The organism is Hydrophilobacter chitinilyticus, from assembly GCF_049860745.1.
Taxonomy (GTDB): domain Bacteria; phylum Pseudomonadota; class Gammaproteobacteria; order Burkholderiales; family Burkholderiaceae_C; genus Rhodoferax_B.
This window is the reverse complement of record NZ_CP187561.1, coordinates 4,668,891-4,692,937: the sequence shown is the minus strand read 5'-3', so window position 1 is coordinate 4,692,937 and position 24,047 is coordinate 4,668,891. Positions and strand designations below refer to the sequence as shown.

The window sequence follows — 24,047 nt, the reverse complement described above, 5'->3', positions numbered from 1 at the left end:
AGCATCAATGCGCACGTTTAAGAAGTTCAAAACTGGCGTCAGCCGCCGCCGTCGACTGGCGGCCACGGCCCCAGCCAATGGCATGGCGGTAGCTGCCCATCAGGGCTTGTGTGGCTGGCTCGCGCTCTTCGGCCGTGGCGCGGCGGTCGGCAATGGGCGCCACATATAAAGCGTCTTCAGGGCAATACAGTTCGCACATGAAGCAGGTCTGGCAGTCGTCTTGGCGGGCGATGCGTGGCGGGCCGTCGGCCACGACGTCAAATACGTTGGTGGGGCAGGCGCTCACGCAAATATTGCAAGCGGTGCAGCGTTCGGGGCTGATGAGTTCGATCATGCGGCGACCTCTTCGCGCACGGTTTGTGTATTGACCCAGACCTCGTCCAGCCCGCCGCTGAGCAAGCGGTGGCGTTGGCCGGGGTCCAGCACTTCATGCTCGCGGCGGCGGTGCATGCCACGGGTTTCTGTGCGTTGCAACGCGCTGCGGTACATCCAGCGCGCGGTGGCCAACATGGCGGCGGCCTCGCGGGCGCGCACCGCTTCGGCGGCGCTGGTGGCCGGTGCGCTTTGGCGCAGGCGGTGCCACAGGTCGTCAAGCCGGCCCAGCGATGCGTGCAAGGCGTCGCCTTCGCGGAACCAGTTGCGTTCATAGGGAAAGACTTCTGCCTGCACCGCGCTCACCACGGCCCGGCTGTCGTAGGCCGTGGCACCTTGGGTGGACAATGCCACGCCGCCCGCGCGTTGCAAAACACGTGCGGTATGGGCGCGCTGGTCTTTGCCAAACGCCGCAGCGCCCGCACCGGCCCAGAAGCCAGACGACAGCGCCCAGGCCGCGTTGTGGCTGCCCCCGCCGGTAAAGCCGCCGCAGATCAACTCGCGTGTGGCGGCGTCGCCCGCCGCGTAAAGGCCTGCGACCGATGTGGCGCAGGTCTCGTCGACGATGTTGAGTCCGCCCGTGCCGCGCACCGTGCCTTCCAGGCGCAAGGTCACGGGGAAGTGCTGCGTGAATGGGTCTATGCCTTGGCGGTCGAACGAGACGAAGAAGTTGGGTTGCGCCGTGCGCATCCACGCGCGAATTTGTGGGTCGGCGCGGTCGATACACGCGTAGACCGGTTGTGTTTGCAGGTTGTGCGCAATCACACTGCGCCCGCGCGAAGAACCCGCGCCTTCAATCGCCTGGCCTTGGCCGTCGTAAAAGGTCGCCCAGTTGTAGAACAGTGATTTGGTCACCGACGAAAACGCCGGGCCCAGGCCGTAGGCGTTGGAGAACTCCATGCCTGAGAGCGCCGCGCCCACCTCTGCGGCCATCAATTGGCCGTCGCCGGTCAACACATTGCAGCCGAGGGCTTTGCTCAGGAAGGCGCAACCCCCCGTGGCGATGACCACGGCGCCCGCACGCACCACCCAGGTGTCGCCGGTCTGCCGGTTCACGCCGGTGGCGCCGGCGACCGTGCCTTGTGCATCGACCAGTAGTTCGAGTGCCGGGCTGTGGTCGAGGATGCGTGCGCCAGATGATTTCACCTGCTTGCGCATCAGCCGCATGTATTCGGGGCCTTGCAGCGAGGTGCAGCGCAGCTTGCCTTCGTCGTCGCTGGGGAAGGGGTAGCCCCAGTCTTTCAGGCGCTCCACGTTGTCCCAGGTTTGCGCGAGCACGCGATCCATCCAGGCGTTTTCGGCCAGGTGGCCGCCCTTCGCCAGGCGGCTGGCTTTGGCGGTGACGCGGGCGTCACCATCGGGTGACACGTGCCACAGCCCGGTGCCCGATGGCGCGGTGGCGCCAGAGGTGCCACAAAAGCCCTTGTCGGCCAGCAGCACGCGCGCACCCTGGGCCGCAGCACTGATGGCCGCCCAACAGCCGGCGGGGCCACCACCGATGACCAGCACATCGACCTCGTACCGCTGGCTGCCATCGCCACCGGTCAGGGCATCGCCCGCAAATTCTCTAGCGCCCATGTTTTTTCTACCTTGTGTTCGTGAGAGTTCTTCACTCTAAACAGCCGTGGCGCGGCACACAAAGAAGAAATCCGTTCAACGATATACGCTTCGTTGACGTTGGTGCTCGTGGCTCGGTTTACTCCAAGGTAAAGCCAACCTTCAGCGTGACCTGCCAGTGTGCGACCTTGCCGTTCTCTACATGGCCGCGCGTTTCAATCACGTTGAACCAATGGATGTTGCGGATGGTTTCGCTGGCCTTGCTGATGGCCGTTTCAACCGCTTGTTCGATGCTGGTGGGCGACGAGCCGGTGAGTTCAATTGTTTTGTAGACGTGGCTAGACATAGGGTTTCCTTTAAAAAATCGACTTCAGATCAGGATCACGGTACTCCGCATCTGCACCAGCCGGCAGCTCATCCACTGCCGGCAAAGGGTTATGTTCCCGGTTATGTGCCCGCGCTGGTGTGCGGACGCAGGCCCGTTCAAGGCTGCAGATAAAGCTCAGAGAAGCTGCCGCGCAAACCTTCACCCGTGGGGGCGTAGTCGCGCACCTTCTTGGCGCTGACGGTGATGTTCGGGTTGGCGCCGACTTCAATCGATGGAATGTCGTCGTGCACCGCTTTCTGGAACTGCACAAATAGTTCGCGGCGGCGGGCTTCGTCCACTTCCACCGCAGCCGCTTCCAGCAGCTTGTCGACTTCGGGGTTCACATAGTGTGGCGCGTTGGAGAACGGCAGGCCCACCTTGAAGTTCTTCGACCAGAAGATGCGCTGCACGCCCACCGACGGGTCAAAAATGTTGGTGAGTGACTCAAACGTGATGTCGAACGCGCGGTCAGTGTAAGCCTTGGTCACGTAGGTGGCGAAGTCGTAGCTCTCGATGTTGGCTTCAACGCCAATGCGCCCCAGCGACTGGCGCACAAAGTCAGCCGCCCGGCGCTCCACAAACGGGTTGAACAGCAGGCGCAGCTTCAGCCGTGTGCCCGAGGCATCGCGTTTGAAACCCGCCGCATCCAGCGCCGCTTCGGCTTGCTTGGGGTTGTAGGGGTAGGGCTGGATGCTGCTGTCGTGGTAGCGGCTTTGCAGCGTGCCAATGGGCGAGGCCGAGAGCTTGCCGTAGCCAAACCACACCGTCTTGGCAAAGGCGTTGACGTCGATGGCCTGCGCAATGGCGCGACGCACTTCGATGTTTTGCAATGCTGGTGTGTCGAGGTTGAAGTAGAGCTGCTGGTGGTCGCCCACATAAGGCCAGTTGCGTGAATCGACGTTTAGGTTGGGCAGCTTCTTGAAGCGTTCCACGTCGGCCAGTGGCACACCTGCGGCACCAGCGCCGAGGTCGGCACCGCCAGATTCGAGTGCGGCGGCACGCGCCACCCCATCGGTGATGAAACGCACCACGATGCGGTCGAGGTAGGGTTTGGGTTTGTCCCAGTAATTGGGGTTGCGCTCCAGGATCACGTGGCTGCCTTGCGCCCATTCTTTGAAGATGAACGGCCCGGTGCCGATGGGGCTGCTGTTGTATTTGTTGGTTGCAATGTCGGTGCCTTCATACAAGTGCTTGGGCACGATGGGCGACTCGGCTGCGGCCAGCGCGGTCAGCAAGAAGGGCGACGGTTTGCTCAGCACAATGATGGCGGTGTTTGCGTCGGGTGTTTTGACTTCCACCACGTTGGCAAAGCTGCCACGGCCGCGCGGGTGCACCTGCTTCAGCGTCAAGATGGAGAATGCCACATCGGCCGAGGTGAAGTCGCGCCCGTCGTGCCACTTCACGCCCTTGCGCAAATCAAAGCGGTATTGCAAGCCGTCTTTGCTCACGTTCCAGGCGGTGGCGAGCAGTGGCTTGGGTTTGAGGTCGTAGTCGTAAGTGAGCAGGCCTTCGACGATCTTCGGGCCGATTTCGGTGTTGCCACCGGCGGTGGTGGTCAGGGGCACGATGGAGGAGGGCACGGGGTTGACCACCCAGTTCAGGGTGCCGCCAGCTTTGGGTTGAGCGTGTGCTGTCAAGGCCCCCATGGACAACAAACCTGCCACGACCAAGACTGAGGTGCAGCGGCTCAGCAGCGGCTTGGAAATCTTCGAAAAACGCATGAAACTCCCTCTGTCGATGTAGTGAAAGAGGTCGAATCTAGGGGCGCGTTTGGACGTCGGCAAAGAACATTTCGGCGCAACGAAACTACATTCTTGTTGCGGCATTTTTCTTCTATCTAAGCTACCGATCCGCAGTTCGCCTTTGGCTGTTTGTTGCGCAGAATGACGCTGGTGCGTCCACCATTGCTGGCGCCGACTTCTAGATAGAAAGCACACACCATGAGCCAACTCCACGCGCTGCCGGAAGAATCCCTCAACCGCCTATTCCGCGATGCCCGCACCGTGCACGCGTTCCAGCCCGTGCCCATCAGCGACGCCACGCTGCACCAGCTCTACGACCTGTTGAAATGGGGCCCCACGGCGTTCAACGCCCAACCCGCACGTTATGTGTTTGTGCGCAGCCCTGAAGCCAAAGAGAAGCTGCTGGGCGCGGTTTCTGGTGGCAACAAGAAGCAGACCGAAGCAGCAGGCGTGACGGTGATCGTGGCGCAAGACAGCCGTTTCTACGAGCACCTGCCATTGCAGTTCCCTGCTTACGACGCCAAGCCTATTTTCGAGAACAGCGCTGAAGCGGCCCAGTCCACTGCCTTCCGCAATGCCAGTTTGCAGGGCGCGTACTTGATCTTGGCGGCCAGAGCTTTGGGTTTGGACGCCGGTGCGCAATCGGGCTTTGATGCTGCTGCGGTGAACAAGGCCTTCTTCCCTGATGGCCGCTACCAGGCCAACTTCTTGATCAACTTGGGTGTGGCCGACCACAGCGGCACGCACCCACGTGGGCCGCGCCTGAGCTTCAACGAAGTGGCACAGATCGTTTAAGCCGTTCGTTTAAGCCATTTATCTAGGCCATTGAAACCCCGGACTGCCGCAAGGCAGGCCGGGGTTTTGCATTAGAACGCTGGAACCAAGGCGCCGTTGAACTTCGATTCAATGAACTGCTTCACTTCAGGCGACTGGTAAGCGGCTACCAGGCGCTTGGTCCATGGCTTGTCTTTGTCGGCCTGGCGCACGGCGATGATGTTGGCGTAAGGGCCCTTGGGCGACTCTTTGATCACCGCATCTTTGGCCAGCGTGAGGCCGGCCTTTTCAGCGTAGTCGTTGTTGATGGAGGCAATCGTCAAGTCGTCCAGCGAACGTGGCAATTGCGCGGCGTCCAGCGCCACCAGCTTCAGCTTCTTGGGGTTGGTCAACACGTCGAGCGGTGTGGCGTTGTTGTTCTTCACAGCTTCAGGTTTGAGCGTGATCAGCCCGGCGCTCTGCAGCAACAGCAGCGAGCGGTTACCGTTCGACGGGTCGTTCTGGATGCCCACCGATGCGCCTTCGGGCAGCGCATCAATCGACTTGATCTTGCGCGAGTAAAAGCCCAGCGGCGCCGTGATGGTCAGGCCCACGGGCACGATGTCAAAGCCACGCGCCTTGTTCTGGTTGTCGAGGAAGGGTTGGTGCTGGAACGCATTGGCGTCCAAATCACCAGCCGCCAGTGCGGCGTTAGGCAATTGGTAGTCGTTGAACACCACCACGTCCAGCGTCAAGCCGTCGCGTGCCGCCACGCGCTTCACCACGTCAAAGATCTGCTCGGCGGTGCCCACCGAAATGCCGACCTTCAGCGTCTTTTTGTCTTGCGCATGGCTAGTGCCGGTCAAGGCCATCAGGCCCATGGCGATGGAAGCAATGGCCAGGGCGGTGCGGCGGCGGGTCAGGGAGCGTGTCATGTGGAAATCATTCCGAAGTTGAAGTGCAGCGAATGTCCCACGTTGGTGCATTCGGGGGAACGAAGAATCCCGCATGTTCTTATGCGCCCGATGCTGGATGGATGGCAGCGCGCGGGAAAGGCTTTTGCTTATGCGCTTTCCTTCGTTGTGTGGCGCTAGGTCGGCTCCTATGCTGTGCGATAGCCCACTGGTTCCTTTTCCCTTTCAGCAGACCCCCAACATGCATCTCCTCAAAGCCGGCCGCGTCGTCAGGCGCACGGTATGGCAAGCCATACCCACCGTCATCAGCGTGGTCATTCTCAATTTTTGCCTGCTGCAATTGGTGCCGGGCGACGCGGCCGATGTGATTGCGGCAGAGTCTGGCGCGGCTACGGCGGAGACCATGGCGCAACTGCGCAGCCACTTCGGGCTCGACCTTCCGGTGCTGCACCAGTTGGCTGCCTACTTGAACAACTTGGCGCACTTCAGCCTGGGCACATCGCCACGCTACAACCTGCCCGTCACCACGCTGATCGGCGCACGCCTGGGCAACACGCTGCTGCTGATGCTGGCCGCGTTGGGCACGGCACTGGCCGTAGGCATCTTGTTGGGCAGCGTGATGGCAAGCCGTGTGGGGCGCTGGCCCGACCGCGTGTTGTCGGTGCTCGCCTTGCTGTTGTATTCCACACCCGGCTTCTGGCTTGGCCTGATGGCGATTGTGCTGTTCTCGGTGCACCTGGGCTGGTTGCCTACGGGCGGCAGCGGCAGCATCGGCGTGGGTTACACCGGCTGGGCCAGTGTGGCCGATACGGTGCGGCACCTGGTGTTGCCGGCGTTGGCCATGTCTGGTTTCTACATTGCCATTTTTTCGCGGCTCACACGCGCTTCGATGCTGGAAGTGAGCCGGCAGGATTTTGTGCGCACCGCAGAGGCCAAGGGCCTGCACCCGTTGGCCGTCACCTTTCACCACGTGTTGCGCAATGCTTTGATCCCCGTCACCACGGTGGCGGGCATGCACTTCGGCACGCTGCTAGGTGGCGCAGTGGTGGTCGAAACGGTCTTCAGTTGGCCCGGCCTGGGGCGGCTGGCTTTTGAATCGGTGATGGCGCGCGACTACACCGTGCTGCTGGGTATTTTGTTGCTGTCGTCGTTGCTGGTGATCGTGGCCAACATGCTGGTGGACTTGCTGCACGCCTGGCTGGATCCGCGAATTCAGTTGCGTTGAACCCAGCAACTCTTCTCTGCCTATTTAGATCCCATCTGCCATGTCTACTCCATTTCCCGTTGAGGGTGCCGCCACCCAACCCCTGGTGCGCGACAACCCAATAAAAGCCTGGTGGAGCCGCGCCACGCAATGGTTTGCGTGCTCCAGCACATCGGCCCTGGTCGCGCCCACACAAGCTGGCCGCCATGCCGCCTTGCGCGCCTTCGTGCGCAACCCCGCTGCCGTAGCCGGTGTGGTGCTGTTGCTGGGTGTGTTGATCCTGGCGCTGGCCGCGCCGCTGCTATTCCCTGGCGACCCGCTCGACATGGTGGCCACACCGTTGCTGTGGCCGGGCCAAGATGCAGCGTACCCCTTGGGCAGCGACTCCATGGGGCGCGATGTGCTGGCAGGCATTGCCCATGGCGCCCGCGTGTCGCTGGCCGTGGGGGTGGTGGCCGCCGTGCTCAGCCTGTTCATCGGCATTGTGGTGGGGGCCACGGCGGGTTACTTCGGCGGTTTTATCGACGATGTGTTGGTGCGCATTACCGAGCTGTTCCAGACCGTGCCGTCGTTCTTGTTTGTGATTGTGGTGGTGGCCATTGGGCAGCCCTCGGTGAAGGTGATTGTGCTGGCCATTGGCCTGGCGTCGTGGCCGGTGATTGCGCGTTTGGTGCGTGCCGAGTTCCGCACGCTGCGCGAAGCCGAGTTTGTGTTGGCCGCGCGCAGCCAGGGCTTCAGCCACCTGCGCATCATGCTGCAAGAGATGCTGCCGAACGCGCTGCCGCCGGTCATCGTCACCACCTCGGTGTTGGTGGCGAGTGCAATCTTGATCGAGTTGGCGTTGTCGTTTCTCGGCATGGGCGACCCGAATGCGGTGTCGTGGGGCAGCATGATCGGCGAAGGCCGCGAGCTGTTGCGCACCGCGTGGTACCTCACAGCGCTGCCCGGCGCGGCCATCGTGTTGACGGTGCTGGCACTGAACCTGGTAGGCGACGGTTTGAACGACGCCTTCAACCCCCGCTTGAGAGGCCGTTGAGATGAGTCTAGATCTTGTGCCATCGTCTCCCTTGCTCGATATTCGCGGGCTAGACATCAGCTTCAGAGGTTCGCAAGGGCCCATCCAGGCTGTGCGCGGGCTCAACCTGAGCATTCAACGCGGCGAAACCTTGGCCCTGGTGGGCGAGTCAGGTTGCGGCAAATCGACCACTGCCTTGGCGGTGCTGCGGTTGTTGGCGCCGGGTGCCAGCTTGCGTGGCAACATCTATTTTGACGGGCGCGACATCCTGGCGCTACCACCGGCCGAGTTGCGTGCGCTGCGCGGCCGCGATGTCTCCATGGTGTTCCAGGAGCCCATGACCTCGCTCAACCCGGTGCACACCATCGGCGCGCAAATCATTGAGACGCTGCGCCGGCACGAAGACCTGTCTGCACTGGCGGCGCGCAAGCGTGCGGTCGAGCTGCTCGACCTGGTGCGCATTCCCGATCCACACCGCCGCATCGACGACCATCCGCACAACCTGTCGGGCGGCCAGCGCCAGCGCGTGATGATCGCCATGGCCGTGGCTTGCCGCCCCCGATTGTTGGTGGCCGACGAACCCACCACTGCGCTGGACGTGACGGTGCAGGCGCAAATTCTGGAGTTGCTCGACGGCCTGCGCCGCGAGTTCAACATGGCGCTGCTGCTCATCACCCACGACCTTGGCTTGGTGGCTCAATGGGCCGACCGCGTGGCGGTGATGTACGGCGGAGAAAAGGTGGAAGAGGCGCCTACCGCGCAACTCTTTGCCCACCCCGCGCACGCCTACACCAAGGGCTTGTTGGGAGCTTCTTTGCACGCCGGGCGGTCGCTGCACTACACCGAAGAGCGCCTGCCCGAGAGCCGTGTGAGTGTGGATGCCGTCACGCACATCCGCAACTTTGCGCTGCATGTACCGACTGTACCGACAGTGGCGCCCCGTGTGGCGTCGCTGGAGGTTGCGCACCTGAACACGTCGGTGCCGTCCTTGCTCTCCGTACAAGACCTGCGCACCGATTACCCCTTGCGCCAAGGTGGTGTGTTGCATGCCGTGGATGGTGTGTCGTTCGACATTGGCGCTGGTGAAACTCTAGGCTTGGTGGGTGAGTCGGGTTGCGGCAAGTCCACCCTTTCGCGCACCTTGCTGCGGCTGGTGCAGCCCACCAGTGGGCGCATTGTGTTCGACGGCACCGACATCGCGCCGCTGAGCACGCGCGCGCTCAAACCTTGGCGCAAGCGCGTGCAGATGGTGTTTCAAGACCCGTACGCTTCGCTCAACCCACGGCGCAGCGTGTTCGATATTTTGGACTCGGTGCTGGTGGTGCATGGCGTAGACGCCAAGGAAGAGCGCCGCAAACGCATCGCCGCCATTCTGGATCGTGTGGGCCTGCCAAGTGATGCGGCCAGCCGCTACCCCAACGAGTTTTCTGGCGGCCAGCGCCAACGCATTGGCATTGCGCGCGCGCTGGTGGTGCGGCCCTCGCTGGTGGTGCTGGACGAGCCGGTGTCGGCGCTCGACGTGTCGGTGCAGGCGCAAATTTTGAACCTGCTGGTAGAGCTGAAAGAGGACTTCGGGCTGTCGTATCTGTTCATCTCACACGACTTGTCGGTGGTGCGCTATTTTGCCGATCGCGTGATGGTGATGCACAAAGGCAAGATCGTCGAGACCGGTAGCCACCAAGACATTTGGGATCGGCCACAACACCCTTACACGCGCAGCCTGATCGCCTCGGTGCCTGGGGAGGAGCGCCGTAAGGCGGCTTGAGGGCACCGGAAGTTCGCTACGGGGCCTTACTTGAAAAAGGCATAAGCAGCGGCTGATTCGTTCGTTGGGTTTCTAGCGGGCTGTTCGCATACTCGCGCGTTTAGCGTTCAGGTATTCAACCCTAGCCAACATGACCAGCCCCCAATCCACTCCATCCCCCGTGCCGCTGATCCGGCTGGCCGGTGTGCAGAAGTCCTTCGCTTTGCCCAACGGCGAAGTGTTTGATGCCGTGCAGTCGCTGTCGCTCGACATTTCACAGGGCGACGTCTTCGGCCTCATCGGCAAAAGCGGCGCGGGCAAGTCGACCTTGTTGCGCTTGATCAACCTGCTGGAGCGGCCCGATGCCGGCCAGGTGTTGGTGGGCGGGCGCGACCTGACCACGCTGTCGCGGCGCGAGCTGCGCGACACGCGGCAAAACATCGGCATGATTTTTCAGCAGTTCAACCTGATCCAGAACGCCACGGTGTTCGACAACGTGGCTTTCCCGTTGAAGATCCATGGCCGCCACAGCCGCGCCGAGATTGATACGCGGGTGCGTGAATGCCTGGCGTTGGTGGGCTTGTCGCAAAAGATCGACAGCTACCCGGCGCAACTCTCAGGCGGGCAGAAACAGCGCGTGGCGATTGCACGTGCCTTGGCCCCCAGGCCCCAGGTGTTGCTGTGCGACGAACCCACTTCGGCGCTGGACAGTGAAACCACGCGCGACCTGCTGGAAACCCTGCGCGACATCAACCAGAAGATTGGCGTGACGATTGTGATCGTGACGCACGAACTCTCGGTAGTTGAAGTGTTGTGCCAGAAGGTGGCGGTGCTGGAGAACGGCCGGCTGATTGAACAGTTTGCGGTGGATGCGCCGGCTGAGGCACGGCAAACCGCGCTGGGCCGAGAGATCGACGCCTTGGTGCGACGCCGCGAACGTGAGGCGCGTGAAGAACGTGATGCAGAGGGTGCGCATCTGAAATCCACGCCCACCACTCAGTCGCTTCACGCTGTGCCTGCCGCTGCCGCTACCCCTACACCAGCCTTCATCCGAGGAGTCGCCCATGTCTGAAAACCTGCTCGCCATTTTGCCGGAGCTGTGGGTTTCCACCGGGCAAACCTTTCTGATGCTGGCCATTGGTTTGTCGGCCGCGCTGCTGATCGGCGGCCCGCTGGGCATCTTGTTGTTTTTGCTTGGCCCCGGCCAATCGCTGGACAACCGGCCGGCCTTCCTGGTGCTGAACTGGCTGGTCAACACGGTGCGTTCGTTCCCGTTCATCATTTTGCTGGTGGCGCTGGTGCCGTTCACGCGCGTGATTGCGGGCACTTCCATCGGGCCGCTGGCGGCTTCGGTTCCGTTGTCGTTTGCGGCGATTCCGTACTTTGCGCGCCTGGTTGACCAGAGCTTGCGCGAGGTGCCGCGTGGCGTGATCGAGGCGGCCCACGCCATGGGCGCTTCTGAGTTGCAGATTGTGTGGCGCGTGTTGATTGTCGAGGCGCGTTCTGGCCTGGTGCTGGCGTTGACGGTGCTGGCCGTGAGCTTCTTGTCGTATTCGGCGATTGCCGGTGTGGTGGGCGGCGGTGGCATTGGCGACTTGGCTATTCGTTATGGCTACTACCGCTTTCAGACCGATGTGATGGTGCTCACCGTCGCCTTGCTGGTGGTGCTGGTGCAGAGCCTGCAGTTTGTGGGCAACACGCTGGCGCGCCGGTTGGACAAGCGTTGAAGCCCGACTTTCTTCGTCAATTCTTCCCGTTCATTCTTAACTTTTAACGCTATGTCTAAACCATCTTTGACCCGCCGTTCCGCTCTTGTGGTATCGATAGCCGCCTTGCTCACGGGCAGCCTGTGGATGACCGCGCAAGCGCAGGCTCCCGCTGCCAAAAAAGATTTGGTGATTGGTGGCACCGCCGGCTCCAACATCGACCAACTGAAGTTTGGCATCGTGCCGCTTCTGGAGAAGAAGGGCTACCGCGTGAAGCTGGTCGAGTTCAACGACTACGTGCAGCCCAACCAGGCGCTGGCGCAGGGCTCGCTGGATGCCAATTTCTTCCAGCACCGCATTTACCTGCAGAAGTTTGCCACCGACCAAAAGCTCGACATCGTGGAACTAGTGCAAGGCCCGATTGCGCCTCTGGGGGTTTACTCCACGCGCCGCAAAACCTTGGCCGAAGTGAAAGAAGGCGACCGTGTGACTTTGCCTAATGACCCGAGCAACCTGGCGCGTGCACTGGTGCTGCTGGAGCAAAAAAAGCTGGTGACGTTGAAGCCGGGCATCGACCCGATTCGTGCTTCTGAGAAAGACATTGCCGAGAATCCACACAAGCTGAAGTTCATTCCGCTGGAAGCCGCGCAGCTGCCGCGTTCACTGGGTGACAGCGAATACGCCATCATCAACGGCAACTTCGCGATCTCGTCCGGGCTGAAGCTCACTGAGGCCGTGGTGCTGGAGAAAACGCCTGAGCACTACTTGAACGTGGTGGCAGTGAAGCGTGGCGACAAAGATGCGCCATGGGCCAACGACCTGGTGGAAGCCTACCGCTCGAAGGAATACAAGGCGGTGGTGGATGCGCGCTTCCAGGGTTACGCCAAGCCCTCATTCCTGCAGTAAACCAAGCCGGCCCTGCCCGCTGAGGGCTGGGCCGGTTAGAACTTAGTCCACCAAACTGGGGGCCGCGCTGCGTTGCCACACCGCGCGGGCATACAGCTCGGGGCCGTAGTCCGGGGCCACGTCCGCTTCGATGCGGCGTTGGTGTGCGGACAAGTCGGCCAGCGCGAAGTCGCGGCTGATCTGCGCCACGGCAGCCGGAATGTCGCGGCGCATGCTCGGCACGTCGCCTAGCGGCACACCGGTGCTGGCGAATCCTGCAGGGTTCTGCACATGGATGTTGCGCAACCACGGCGCGCTGCCAGGCTGCTTTTCCAGATAGTGCAGGCCCGCGCCGAGGTAGGGCGAGGCGGCGAGTTCGTCATCGCGCGCATCGGCTGGTGCTTGGTACTGGTCGCGCCAGCGCAGGATGTGCGGCGCAATCTCGGCCAGCTCGGGCCGGGCGCTGGGTTCCACGCGGTAGCCGGTGCCGGCGATGGCGAAATCAAAACGAAACACTTCATCGCCCACCTGCGCCTCGATGCCTTCGGCGTCAACCGATGCCGACTGCCAGGGTGCGGCCAGATGCAGGTGGAAATTGGCGAACTTCAACACCCGCTCCACCGAATCGGCTGGCGGTGTGGAGCCCGCGCGGCGGTAACGCAACGCTTGCTGCCAACGCACGGCATCGGGCAGCGCGTGGTAGTTGTCGTAGATGCCGGGGTAGGCGCGCACCTTGGACACGGGTGTAGACGCAATGTGCTCACGCCGTGCGAACAAGTGCACGGCTTTTGCGCCCGCTTCGAGCGCGGTGGCTGCCGCATCAAAGGCCGACGCTGCTGCACCCACCACGGCCACCGTGCGGCCGCGCAATGCGGCGAAGTCGATGGCGTCTGCGGTGTGGGCGGCCCGCCCTGCGGCGACCGCCGCCTCCAGGGCCGCAGGCACAAAGGGCGCCCCGTTGCCGGCCACGCCATTGGCGAGGATGATTTTGCGTGCGGTCTCAACGCGTGGTTGGCCATCCACCTCAAGGTGCAGCTTGAAGTGGCTGAGCACGCCGTTGGTCACGGGCTCGATGCGGGTCACGCGTGTGCCGTAGCGCACCTCCACCCCCAGGAAGCTGCGGAACCAATCCAGGTAGTCGGCCCACGCCGTGCGCGGAATGCGGTCGATGGCGGCATAGGCCTCTGCCCCGTGCCGCGCTTCAAACCAGGCTTGGAAGCCCAGCGTGGGCAGGCCCAGCTCTGGCCCCACCAGGTTTTTCGGTGTGCGCAGCTTGTGCATGCGGGCGCGTGTGCGCCACACACCGGCCTGCGCTGCATTGGGCGCGGCATCCAGCACGGTGACCCTGCCTATGCCCGCGCGCTGCAGCGCAAAGGCATAGGCCGCGCCGCTTTGGCCGCCGCCGATGATGGCCACGTTGTGGTCGATGCCGGGGCTGTCGGGCACCCAGTTGTCGGGCGCGGGGCCCAGCAGGCGCAAGGTCTCGGTGGCCAGATGGTCGGGTTGGGCAAATTCGTTTGGATGGGGCATGACTAAAAGATTTGATTCAGCTTGCGTCAGCGCTGGCGGGTTCACGCTCAGCCTTGGCGGGTGTGGACGTTTGGGCGGTCTGCGCGGGATGCAACGGGCGCTTCAGCCCCAGGTGGTCGCGCAGCGTGCTGCCGCTGTACTCGGTGCGGAACAGGCCACGGCGGCGCAGCTCGGGCAGTACCAGGCGGATGAAGTCAGTCAAGCCGCCGGGTAGCACCGGGGCCATGATGTTGTAGCCGTCGGCGCCAAAGTGGCGCCAGCGTTCTTCGAGCTGGTCGACAATTTGCTCAGGCGTGCCCACCAGTTGCCAGTGGCCGCGTGCACCGGCCACGCGTTGGTACAACTGGCGAATGGTCAGGTTCTCGCGCCGGGCCAGGTCGATCATCAATTGCTGGCGGCTCTTGCTGGCGTTGGTCTCGGGCAGTGGCGGAATCGGGCTGTCTAGCGGATAGCCCGAGAGGTCAAAGCCCCCGGTCAAACCAGAGACCAGGGCCAGGCCCACCACCGGGTCGATCAGCGACTGCAATTGCTCAAACTTCTCGCGCGCCTCGCTTTCGCTTTGGCCCACCACCGGGAACACGCCGGGCAGCACCTTCAGGTCGTCAGCCTCGCGGCCATATTTCGCCAAGCGGCCTTTGAGGTCTGCATAAAAGCTAACCGCGTCTTCCAGCGTTTGCTGTGCAGTGAACACCGCCTCGGCGGTGCGTGCGGCGAGTTCCTTGCCGGCTTCTGATGAACCGGCTTGCACGACCACCGGGTGGCCTTGTGGCGAGCGTGGCACGTTCAGCGGGCCGCGCACCGAGAAGTGCTCGCCTTTGTGGTGCGGCACGTGGCGCTTGGCCGGGTCGTAAAAGCGGCCGGCCGCTTTGTCGACGGTAAAGGCGTCGTCTTCCCAGCTGTTCCACAGCGCCGCCACCACGTCGGCAAACTCCGACGCGCGGCCATAGCGGTCAGCATGCTCGAAGTGTTCTTCGCGGTTGAAATTGCGCGCCTCGTGTGCGCTGGACGAGGTGACCAGGTTCCAGCCCGCGCGCCCGCCAGAGAGGTGGTCGAGCGAGGCGAACTTGCGCGCCACGTGGTAGGGCTCGTTGAAGCTGGTGGAGGCGGTGGCCACCAGGCCGATGCGCTCTGTCACCGAAGACAGGGCTGACAGCAAAGTGATGGGCTCGAACTGCGCCTGGTAGCTGTGTGCGGTGCGGCTCAGAAAGTCCACGTCTTCACCGCGTGTGCCCACGCCGTCGGCCAGAAACACCAGGTCGAACTTGGCCGCTTCTGCCGCCTGTGCGAGTTGCGCATAGTGCTTGAAGTTCACGCCCGCACCGGCAGGTGACTCGGGGTGGCGCCAGGCGGCGATGTGGTGGCCCGTAGGGTAGAGAAACGCGCCCAGGCTCAGGGTTCCGTTGCGTTGTGTCATGTTGGTCGCGACGCGGCAATGCAATTGGATTAAGCGGCTTGGCGCACAGGGTCGCGCCCTGAAGGCCGTGGCAGGCCCAAGTGCTCGCGCAGCGTGGTGCCTTCGTACTCGGTGCGAAAAAGGCCACGGCGCCGCAGGATGGGCAGCACACCGTCGACAAAGTCTTGCAGGCCGTCGGGCAGGGCGTCGGGCATCAGGTTGAAGCCATCGGCCGCGCCGCCTTCAAACCAGTGCGCAATGTCGTCGGCAATTTGCTCGGGTGTGCCCACCACCACGCGGTGGCCACCACCACCGGCCAGCGCGCGGATGGTTTGGCGGGCGGTGTAGCCGTGGCGGCGCGCGACGGCCAGCGTGGCGTTGAAGAAGGTGTGGTTGCCATTGCCGTTGCCGGGCAGGGCCAGGTTGTCGGGCAGGCGTTCGTCCAGTTTCAACTGGTCGGGCGTCAAGCCCAAAATGCCGGCTAGGCGCGTGAGGCTGTAGTCCCACGGAATCAAGTCCACCAGTTCGTCGCGGCGGCGAAGGGCCTCGGCCTCGGTGGCGCCGATGATGGTGGTGAGCCCGGCCAGCACCTTCACCGCATCGGGCCCACGGCCCAACGCCTGTGCACGCGCCTTCAACCCACGCCCGTAGGCCAGCGATTCTTCAAACGATTGGGATGCCGAGAACACCGCCTCGGCATGGCGCGCGGCCAACTCGCGGCCATCGGCCGAGCCGCCGGCCTGCACCACCACCGGGTGGCCTTGCACCGAGCGGGGAAGGGTGGAAGGGCCGTGCACCGAGAAGTGGTCGCCGTGGTGGTTGATGGGGTGCACCTTGGCCGGGTCGATGAAGCGGCCGCTGGCTTTGTCGCCAATGAAAGCGTCGTCTTCCCAACTGTTCCACAGGGCTTTGACCACGCTGGTGAATTCTTCGGCACGCGCGTAACGCTCGGCGTGGTCGGGCACGGCGTCGCGGCCGAAGTTGCGGGCCGAGGGCAGGTCGGCCGTGGTGACCACGTTCCAGCCCGCGCGGCCACGGCTCACGTGGTCTAGCGTGGCAAAGCGGCGCGCGATGTTGTAGGGCTCGTTGTAGCTGCTGGATGCGGTGCCGATCAGCCCGATGTGGGTGGTGGCCGCTGCCACCATGGCCAGCAACACCGTGGGCTCAAGCGCGGTGATGGGGCGGAAGTGGATCTGGTCGACGATGGCCGCGTTGTCGGCCAGAAACACCGCATCAAGTTTGCCCGCCTCGGCGATTTGTGCCACGCGGATGTAGTGCTGCACGTCGACAAACGCGTTCGGGTCACTGCTCGGCAGGCGCCAGGCGGACGGCACAAAACCCGCGTGCAGGATGTTGACGTTGAGGTGCAGGCGGCGCGGCGGCTTTGGCGAAAGGAGGGCTTGGGTCATTGGAAGGTTCCAGGTTCGGGGTGTCCTTCGCCCAAAAACCAGCGACCGACATTGCGTGACTTGTATTCCGCTGGGTTGTGCAGCGTGTGGATGCGGGCGTTGCGCCAAAAGCGATCGAGACCACGTTGGCGCACGGCAGAACGCGCGCCGGTCACCTCAAAAATCTCGCTGGAGACTTTGAGCGCCACCTCGCCCGCCAACACATTCGCGACAGCAATGGCCACGGCCGCTTCGCCGCGTTCTGCGGCGGTGAGGGCCGTGCCGCGTGCGGTGACGTGGTCGAGGGCCAGCAGCGCGCGGTCGGCCAGGGCTGTGGCCGCGCGGGTTTGAACGTACAGCTCGCCGTATTGGCGTTGCACCCAAGGGTCGTCGGTGTGGCGCTCCACACCTGAATGCACCCAGGGGCGCGAATGCTGCACGGTGTAGCCGCGTGCGGCGCGCAAGGCGCCTTGAGCCGTGCCCACAAACACGTTGAGCAGCACACTTTGCTGCAGCAGCGCGGTGAGCGTGCGGTAGGGCTCGGCTGGGGCGCCGGTGGGGTTGAGCGGCACGGGTGCGCCCAGCACCTCGCTCTGGTGCACACGCACACCGTGGTAGCTCACGCGGCCGCTACCAGTTTGCCGCTGGCCAATGCCGTCCCAGTCGTTTTCGATCACCAGGCCTTCGCGGTTGGCCTCTATAGCGGCGAAGCGGCGCTCGCCAGTGTCGGCGTCTTCCCAGGCGATGGCCAAGCGGTCGGCCACGTGTGAGCCCGAGGTGAACGGCCGATAACCTTCGAGCACAAACCATTCACCATTACGTTTGCCAAACAGGCTTTGCGAAAAGCTGTTGGTGGTGTTGCCCCAGAACCAGTTGCCCTCTGCCGAGCGGCGCCACAGGTCTTCGGTTTTGGCCGGGTCTTCGCGCAGCGTCATGCCGAGCAGGCTGAAATGGTGGTAGCCGTACAGGTGGCCGAGCGAGCCATCCACTTGCGCGAACAGACGGCCGATGCGCAGCGCGGTTGACCAACTCTCGCCCTCGCCACCAAAGGCTTTGGGCAGCAACAGTGCGAGCAGGCCCTGTTCCTTCAGTGCCTGGATTTGCGCCGTGGGTTTGCCGCCCGCGCGGTCGCGTGCAATGGCGTCTTTTTCAAAGCGGTCGCGCAGTTGCACGGCGCGGGCGATGAAAGGGTTGTCGGTGGATGGCTCGAACAGCGGCGGCGCTTGGCTGGCCGCTGGTGCTAAGTAGGCGAGATTGGCGGACATGCGGCGGGCCTCTGTTGGAACTCTGTTGAGTAAGCCGAGTTCAGTGCACGCGCGGGAAGCCGTGGCGCTCGGCCAGCAGATCGAGAATGCGGCGCGAGTCGGTGACGAAGCGTGTGTTGCCCAGGGTCTGTGCGTCTGTCGGTGCGGGCTGCGCATCACCCAAGATCAGCACGGGCAGGCCTTGGTGGTCGGCATCCAGTGCGGCGATCACGGCAGGGCGGGGGCGCGCGAAGCCTACGCGTTCCACGTCGAGCCCGGCTGCGCGTTGTGGGTCGGCCGCCAGCAGGCCTTCGATGGGCAGGCCGTGTGGGCAGACAAAGGTTTCGCCCGCGTGTTTGGGGTCGGTAAAGCCGGGGGCAAGCAAGATGAGGCGGTCGCGTGACATGGTGATCCTGAAAAGTGAAAGCGTTGTGCTGGGTACTAGCGGGCTTAGCGGTAGAGCGCGGGCTCGGGGTAGGCGCCGGTCAGCGCCCAGGTGCCGACCGAGCGTTTTTTGTATTCGGCGGGGTTGTGCAGCGTATGTGTGCGCACGTTGCGCCAGAAGCGGTCGAAGCCAATGGCGGTGGTGGCAGAGCGTGCACCCATCAACTCAAACACGTCGTTCGATACCGCCAGGCCGGTTTCACCGGCATAGAGGTTGGCTACGGCCAGGTCGATGGCGGCGCGGCCGCGCTGGTCTTCGGTGAGGGCGGGGCCATGGGCGTAAGCCTCGTCCAGCGAACGCGCGGCCTGTTCGGCCAGTTCAACGGCGGCGAGCACGCGAATCGCCAGGTCGCCGTATTTGCGCTGTATCCACGGGTCGTCGACATGGCGCTCCACGCCGGAATGGATCCACGGGCGTGAGTGTGTGTTGGTGTAGTCGCGGCCTTCGGCTAGCGCGCCTTGGGCGCTGCCCACAAACACGTTGAGCAGCACGGCTTGCTGCAGCAATGAGGTCAACGACACAAAAGGCGTGAGCGGGTCACCGGCCTGGCCCAGCAGCTCGTCGTCGTGCAATTGCACGTCTTCAAACGTCACCGTGCCGCTGCCGGTTTGGCGTTGGCCAATGCCGTCCCAATCGTCTTCGATGACGATGCCGGGCCGGTGCGCCGGCACCACGCCGGTGAGGCGTTGGCCTTGCTTGTTTTCCCAACTGACCTGGATGACATCGGCCACATGGGTGCCGCTGGAAAACGGCCGAAACCCGTTCAACACCCAGCCCTTGCCGTCGCCCGCGCGCTGCGCCGACGAGGTTTTGGACAAGGCGTTGCCCGAGTTGCTCCACAGCCACTGGTGCTGCACGCTCTGGCTCAGCCATCGCGATTTTTGAGCCGTGCTGCCACGCGCCAGCAGCGTGTGAAGCGGCAGATGGTGGTAGCCAAACAGATGCGCGAGCGAACCATCGGTGCGCGCAAACTCACGCACCACGCGCAGCACCGCTGCCCAAGAGGCGCCGCCGCCGCCGTATTCGGTGGGGATGCGCGCCGAGAGCAGGCCGCTTTGCTTCAGCAGTGCGATCTGCGCCACCGGCCGGCCGCCAGCCTGGTCACGGGCCACGGCGTCGTGGTGAAAAGACTGCCGCAACGCTACGGCAGTGGCCAGCAGCTTGTCGTCTTGGGCTGCGGTCATTTGGCGAAATATTCAGGCAAGCGGTAACCCGACCAGACCGGGTTGGCCTTGAACAAGCGCTGGAACTCGGCCGACTGGTAGGCGGCTGCAATGTCCTTGGCAAACTTGGCGTCGACGTTGCCACGCTTCACCGCCACCACGTTGACGTAAGGTGGCGTCATGTCTTCGAGCTTCAGTGCTTCGGTGAGCTTCAGGCCCGAGGCCACGGCAAAGTTGCCCTGCACGGCGGCGATGTCGGCATCGGCCAGCGAGCGCGGGGCTTGGGCGGCGTCAATCGGCACCAGCTTCAGGCGCTTGGGGTTGGCCACCACATCGCGCTCCGACACGCTGATGGGGTTCACACCAGGTTTGAGTTGTACCCAGCCCACGGCGGCCAAGATGTTGAGTGCACGCGCGGCGTTCACCGGGTCGGCCGGCAGGGTGACGGTGGCGCCCTCGGGCACGGTGTCGAGCGACTTGTGTTTTTGCGAGTACAGCCCCATGGGCGGCGTGGGCACCTGGATCACCGGCACCAGGTCAAAACCTTGCTGCTGGTTGCTGGCGTTGAGGTACAGGCTGTGCTGGAAAATGTTGGCATCGATCTGGCCGCGTTGCACCGCGTCGTTGGGCTGCACACCCTGGCTGAACTCCACGTATTTGATGTTGTAGCCCTGTTGCTTCAGCAGTGGCTCTATGCCCTTGGTGAACGCATCGCGGTAAGGGCCGGGCATGAAGCCGATGCTGATTTCGGCGGCCAGCACGGCGGTGGAAAGAGAGGCCGCGATGGCCGCGAAGGCGGCGTTTTGCAGCAGGCCCAACAAGCGTTTGCGCAGGGCGGTGGAGAGATGGCGTTTCATAAGAGGTGGTTCGGTGAGGTGAGTCAAAAGATCACTTGACTCTAGGTTCCGACGGCACCGGCGCAAACGAAGATTTGCGCGCATGCAAAGATGCAAAACAAGGATGCAAGCGGCTGAGCCGCCTACGCAGCGCAATGTTTCAGTTGCTGCTGGTACCCACCGACCAATAAAAGCTAGGCCGTGTGCCGTTGATGGCGTGGTCGCCCACCAGGCGCGACTTGTAGATGCTGGGGTTGTGCGAGGCCAGTGTGCGTGCGTTGCGCCAGTGGCGGTCTAGCCGCACGTCTTCTTGCAGGGCCGAGGCGCCGCCCACGTCGAACAAGTGGGTGGCGGCGTTCAGCACCAGGTCGGCCACCACAGGGTGGGCCTTGGCGGTGCGCAGCTCGGCTTCGATGATCAGCGATTCGGGAATCGGCTGGCCGGCCTGTCGTAGGCGGTCGATGTCGCCCAGCGGTTGCGCGGCAGAGCGCACGATGGCCGCGGCTGCAAACGCCGCGCTGGCCAGTTGGCCAATCACCTGCTGCACTAGCGGATCTTCGGCGGCGGTGGCGCCGCTGCCGTTGCTGTACACCCGTTTGCGCTTGCGCACAAAGTCCACCGCATCGCGCTCGATGGCGCGGGCAATGCCGGCCAGGGTAGCCAGGTGGATCAACTGGAAGTACGCGGTCATAGGTGTGGCGCGGTCGCGCGGGTAGGTGAGCGCGTGATCGCCATCGACCAGCGCGTTCTCGAAGTGCGTGGTGCCCGATGCCGACAGCCGCTGGCCAAAGCCGCGCCAGTCGTCGTCGCAGCGCACACCTTCGGCAGCCTTGGGCAGCAAGGCGATCACGCGGCTTGATTGGCCGGCAGCATCAATGCGTTGGGCCGAGACTGCAATCCAGTCGGCATACAAGGTACCGGTGCTGTAGTACTTGTCGCCATTCAATACCCAGGCCTTGTGCAGCGGGGTGAGTGTGGTGTTAAGTGTGCCGAGCGCGCCTTCGCCGCGTTCTGTGGTGGCATTGCCATACACCACGCCTTCGCCCGCGCGCCGCAGCCATTGCGTTTGCAGGGGCGGGTCGATCTCGGCGTACAAACGTTCAATAAAACCAAAGTGCGCGCGGAAGATTTGCGGCAGGTTGGAATCGGCCTCACCCAGCCCGATCAGCAGGTCGAACCATTGCTCCACCGATGCGCCCAGGCCACCCAAAGCCGCGGGCACGCGCAACGCACCAAAGCCGGCTTCGCGCAGCCATTGCACCGGCTCGTAAGCGAGATCTCGCTGGTTCTCGCGCTGAACGGCGCCCTCGGCGATGCGGTCGAAAACAGGGCGGAAGCGTTCCGCAAGTTGGCTGTCGGTAGGGTGTGTGCTGGACATGGGCAGGGGCGTGGAGAAAAAGGCTGGCCCACCGCAGCGGCGGCAGGCCGAAGGCCCCACTGTCCGTCAACTTGTGTGCCAAGCGAAGCACGTTATTCGTCTTTGCTTATGCGTCAACCGGCTGTGGCGTGCGCGGCAGGGCTGGGTGCTACTAAGACGATTTTCAAATAAGTAAGCTTCCATTCATTCGTTCTAATTTACGAATGGACTGCCTAGAGTTGGGTGTCAGAAGTGGCGGCATACCCGCCATTACCCTCTACCCATCACCCACAGGCAGTCTCATGAAACCATCTCTCCTCGGTCTTGCGCTCGCGCTCACTGCGGGCCTGACCTTCGCCAACGCAGGCCATGCCGACACCTATCCTTCGCGCGGCATCCAAATCGTGGTGCCCGCTGCCCCGGGCGGCAGCCCGGACATCCTGGCCCGCATCGTGGGGCAGGCGTTGTCGGTTCGGCTGGGGCAGCCGGTCAGCATTGAAAACAAGCCGGGGGGTGCTGGCAACATTGCCGCACAAGCGGTGGCGCGTGCGGCGCCAGACGGCTACACCTTGCTGGTGGCGGCCGATGGCATCTCCATCAACCAAACCCTGTTTGCCAAGCTGCCGTTTGATGCGCGCACCAGCTTTGCGCCCATCGTGCACGCCATCTCGTCGCCGCAGGTGTTTGCGGTCAACGCAGCCGTGCCTGCGCGTTCGCTGAAAGAGTTTTTGCAACTGGCGAAGACCGAGCCAGGAAAATACGCGCTGGCCTCGCCTGCCGTGGGCACCACCGGCCAGTTGGGTGTGCTGCTGCTCCAAACCCAGGCGCAGATCCAGGTGAAGCCCGTGGTCTACCGCAGCGCTCAGCCGGCCCTGACCGACGTGCTGGGTGCCCATGCCGACGGCATCATCGTGACGATTGCGCCCGCATTGCCCTTCATTCGCGAAGGCAAGTTGCGCGCGCTGGGTGTCTCTACCGCCAAACGCTCGGCTGCACTGCCCGACGTGCCCACGTTTGTCGAGCAAGGCCTGCCCGACTTCAACTTCGATTCATGGCAAGGCTTTGTCGCGCCGGCCGGCACACCACAACCCATCATCGACCGGCTGAACCGCGAGTTCAACGCCGTGCTGCAAGACCCTGAAGTGCGCAAGCAGTTGCTGGCGCAGGCGTTTGACCCGGCAGGTGGCCCGCCCGAGGCTTTCCGAAAAGTGATCGAAGACAGCATCGTCAGTTGGGGCAAGGTCATTCAAGCCAACAACATTCGACTCGATTGATGGCGTCTATCAGCACACCATAAAAGGAGACTCCCCATGTCCTCATCTGTGTCCTCATCTACTTCTAGTATTGACCGCCTTTGGTACACCCGCTGCCCGGTGCCCACCGCGTCGGGCATCGCCATCCACCATGGCTGGATCGACGCTGAGTTTGCGGCCGATGGCATCACCGTGTCGTCGCTGCGCGCCTCGGCCGACCGCAAGGTGCGCGAGTCGCATTTCGACCACCGCCAGGTGAACTCGTTTCGCCAAGGCGGCAATGCGCCACCGATCTGGTCGCGCTCTGAAGGGCAAGACGTGGTGGTGGTGGGGCTCACTTGGCTGCCGCAATACCAGTCCATCCTGAGCCTGCCAGGCTCGGGCATCCACACGGTGCGTGATTTGAAAGGCAAGCGCCTGGCGCTGCCGCGCCGGGTGGGCGAGAAGATCGACTTCTGGCGTGCTTCTGCATTGCAAGCTTATTTGCAGGTTTTAGCCGCTGAAGGCCTGGGCGCTGAAGACGTCACCTTTGTCGATCTGCCCATCGCTACACCGTACATCCAGGCGCAAAAGGCATCGTCTTCGGGCACCTTGTTTGATGCACGCCAATCGGCCAGCAACGCACGCGCCGAGGCTTTTGCCTTGATCCGTGGCGACGTGGACGTGCTCTACCACTACGGTGCCACCGGCCCGGTGCTGCAAGAGTTCTTGGGCGCACACGTGGTGGCCGACATTGCCCACCACCCCGACCAGCGCGTGGCCATCAACAACGGCACGCCCAACGTGTTGTCGGTCAGTGGCGAACTGGTGCGTGAACATCCCGACCTGGTGGCGCGCTACCTGCTGCAGGTGCTGCGCGCCGCACGCTGGGCCCGTTCGCACCAGCGCGAGGCCGACAGCATCATCGCGCGTGAAGTGTCGGTGGTGGACGAATGGCTGCCAGACGCGTTCGACGCCCAGATCTACGACAACCTGGAGCCCAGCCTGCGCCCCGGCCTGGTCGACGCGCTGAAAGTGCGCAAAGACTTCCTGCTGGCGCATGGCTTCATCCGCAACGACTTTTCGGTGGACGACTGGATTCAACCCGGCCCGCTGGCCGCCGCGCATGCGTTGCTGCGGCAGTTGGACGAAGCGCAAGGCACACAGCCGAAGGAGCGCGCCGCTCCCGTCGGTGCATGA

Annotated in this window: 22 protein-coding genes; 9 read left to right on the top strand and 13 right to left on the bottom strand. The window is 63.4% G+C overall.

Features of this window, described 5'->3' with window-relative positions; genetic code table 11:
* Positions 1-4: 4 nt before the first annotated feature.
* From ACPWMG_RS20800 to ACPWMG_RS20785, 4 genes are all read right to left on the bottom strand, one after another.
* A complete protein-coding gene (locus tag ACPWMG_RS20800) occupies positions 5-334 on the bottom strand; it encodes a 4Fe-4S binding protein (protein ID WP_483301418.1) in 330 nt (109 codons plus the stop codon).
* Entirely contained in the window at positions 331-1,950 is a 1,620-nt protein-coding gene (locus ACPWMG_RS20795) for an FAD-dependent oxidoreductase (RefSeq protein ID WP_483301417.1), read from the bottom strand. Before ACPWMG_RS20795 ends, ACPWMG_RS20800 begins: the two co-directional genes overlap by 4 nt.
* A gap of 118 nt (positions 1,951-2,068) precedes the next feature.
* On the bottom strand, positions 2,069-2,275 hold the full coding sequence (locus ACPWMG_RS20790; protein WP_483301416.1) for a dodecin: 207 nt from the start codon (positions 2,273-2,275) through the stop codon (positions 2,069-2,071).
* Positions 2,276-2,412: 137 nt separating this feature from the next.
* Entirely contained in the window at positions 2,413-4,017 is a 1,605-nt protein-coding gene (locus ACPWMG_RS20785) for an ABC transporter substrate-binding protein (protein ID WP_483301415.1), read from the bottom strand.
* A 219-nt stretch (positions 4,018-4,236) separates the two neighbouring features.
* Between ACPWMG_RS20785 and ACPWMG_RS20780 the strand changes: the two genes are divergently transcribed.
* The gene (locus ACPWMG_RS20780) at positions 4,237-4,833 is read left to right on the top strand and encodes a malonic semialdehyde reductase (protein ID WP_483301414.1); all 597 of its coding nucleotides are present in this window, start codon (positions 4,237-4,239) and stop codon (positions 4,831-4,833) included.
* Positions 4,834-4,904: 71 nt separating this feature from the next.
* On the opposite strand, the gene ACPWMG_RS20775 is transcribed toward ACPWMG_RS20780, so the two are convergent.
* Positions 4,905-5,672, bottom strand: coding sequence for a MetQ/NlpA family ABC transporter substrate-binding protein (locus tag ACPWMG_RS20775; protein WP_483305297.1), 768 nt, complete (start codon positions 5,670-5,672; stop codon positions 4,905-4,907).
* Between the two features lie 274 nt (positions 5,673-5,946).
* Here ACPWMG_RS20775 and ACPWMG_RS20770 point away from each other — a divergent pair, with 274 nt between their 5' ends.
* From ACPWMG_RS20770 to ACPWMG_RS20745, 6 genes are all read left to right on the top strand, one after another.
* Positions 5,947-6,930 carry an ABC transporter permease gene (locus ACPWMG_RS20770; protein WP_483301413.1) on the top strand — a complete coding sequence of 328 codons (984 nt, stop codon included), beginning with the start codon at positions 5,947-5,949 and terminating at the stop codon, positions 6,928-6,930.
* A gap of 40 nt (positions 6,931-6,970) precedes the next feature.
* The gene (locus ACPWMG_RS20765; RefSeq protein ID WP_483301412.1) at positions 6,971-7,945 is read left to right on the top strand and encodes an ABC transporter permease; all 975 of its coding nucleotides are present in this window, start codon (positions 6,971-6,973) and stop codon (positions 7,943-7,945) included.
* Position 7,946: 1 nt separating this feature from the next.
* On the top strand, positions 7,947-9,689 hold the full coding sequence (locus ACPWMG_RS20760) for an ABC transporter ATP-binding protein (protein ID WP_483301411.1): 1,743 nt from the start codon (positions 7,947-7,949) through the stop codon (positions 9,687-9,689).
* 130 nt (positions 9,690-9,819) lie between these two features.
* On the top strand, positions 9,820-10,740 hold the full coding sequence (locus ACPWMG_RS20755) for a methionine ABC transporter ATP-binding protein (RefSeq protein WP_483301410.1): 921 nt from the start codon (positions 9,820-9,822) through the stop codon (positions 10,738-10,740).
* Positions 10,733-11,395 (top strand): methionine ABC transporter permease, encoded by a 663-nt coding sequence (locus tag ACPWMG_RS20750; protein WP_483301409.1) that lies wholly within the window; start codon positions 10,733-10,735, stop codon positions 11,393-11,395. The genes ACPWMG_RS20755 and ACPWMG_RS20750 overlap by 8 nt, the downstream gene beginning before the upstream one ends.
* Positions 11,396-11,446: 51 nt before the next feature.
* Positions 11,447-12,280, top strand: coding sequence for a MetQ/NlpA family ABC transporter substrate-binding protein (locus ACPWMG_RS20745; protein WP_483301408.1), 834 nt, complete (start codon positions 11,447-11,449; stop codon positions 12,278-12,280).
* 42 nt (positions 12,281-12,322) lie between these two features.
* On the opposite strand, the gene ACPWMG_RS20740 is transcribed toward ACPWMG_RS20745, so the two are convergent.
* The 8 genes from ACPWMG_RS20740 to ACPWMG_RS20705 form a co-directional block, all read right to left on the bottom strand.
* Positions 12,323-13,789: a SidA/IucD/PvdA family monooxygenase gene (locus tag ACPWMG_RS20740; RefSeq protein WP_483301407.1), complete on the bottom strand. Its 1,467-nt coding sequence runs from the start codon at positions 13,787-13,789 to the stop codon at positions 12,323-12,325.
* Positions 13,790-13,805: 16 nt separating this feature from the next.
* On the bottom strand, positions 13,806-15,203 hold the full coding sequence (locus ACPWMG_RS20735; RefSeq protein WP_483301406.1) for an LLM class flavin-dependent oxidoreductase: 1,398 nt from the start codon (positions 15,201-15,203) through the stop codon (positions 13,806-13,808).
* Positions 15,204-15,232: 29 nt separating this feature from the next.
* Entirely contained in the window at positions 15,233-16,591 is a 1,359-nt protein-coding gene (locus ACPWMG_RS20730; protein WP_483301405.1) for an LLM class flavin-dependent oxidoreductase, read from the bottom strand.
* A complete protein-coding gene (locus tag ACPWMG_RS20725) occupies positions 16,588-17,835 on the bottom strand; it encodes an acyl-CoA dehydrogenase family protein (protein WP_483301404.1) in 1,248 nt (415 codons plus the stop codon). Before ACPWMG_RS20725 ends, ACPWMG_RS20730 begins: the two co-directional genes overlap by 4 nt.
* Before the next feature lie 40 nt (positions 17,836-17,875).
* The gene (locus ACPWMG_RS20720) at positions 17,876-18,220 is read right to left on the bottom strand and encodes a DUF3088 domain-containing protein (protein ID WP_483301403.1); all 345 of its coding nucleotides are present in this window, start codon (positions 18,218-18,220) and stop codon (positions 17,876-17,878) included.
* Between the two features lie 44 nt (positions 18,221-18,264).
* The gene (locus ACPWMG_RS20715; protein ID WP_483301402.1) at positions 18,265-19,443 is read right to left on the bottom strand and encodes an acyl-CoA dehydrogenase family protein; all 1,179 of its coding nucleotides are present in this window, start codon (positions 19,441-19,443) and stop codon (positions 18,265-18,267) included.
* A complete protein-coding gene (locus tag ACPWMG_RS20710; RefSeq protein WP_483301401.1) occupies positions 19,440-20,279 on the bottom strand; it encodes a MetQ/NlpA family ABC transporter substrate-binding protein in 840 nt (279 codons plus the stop codon). The genes ACPWMG_RS20715 and ACPWMG_RS20710 overlap by 4 nt, the downstream gene beginning before the upstream one ends.
* A gap of 139 nt (positions 20,280-20,418) precedes the next feature.
* Complete coding sequence (locus ACPWMG_RS20705) at positions 20,419-21,636, bottom strand: acyl-CoA dehydrogenase family protein (RefSeq protein WP_483301400.1); 1,218 nt, start codon at positions 21,634-21,636, stop codon at positions 20,419-20,421.
* Between the two features lie 281 nt (positions 21,637-21,917).
* Here ACPWMG_RS20705 and ACPWMG_RS20700 point away from each other — a divergent pair, with 281 nt between their 5' ends.
* The gene (locus tag ACPWMG_RS20700) at positions 21,918-22,889 is read left to right on the top strand and encodes a Bug family tripartite tricarboxylate transporter substrate binding protein (RefSeq protein WP_483301399.1); all 972 of its coding nucleotides are present in this window, start codon (positions 21,918-21,920) and stop codon (positions 22,887-22,889) included.
* Positions 22,890-22,925: 36 nt separating this feature from the next.
* Positions 22,926-24,047 (top strand): ABC transporter substrate-binding protein, encoded by a 1,122-nt coding sequence (locus ACPWMG_RS20695; RefSeq protein ID WP_483301398.1) that lies wholly within the window; start codon positions 22,926-22,928, stop codon positions 24,045-24,047.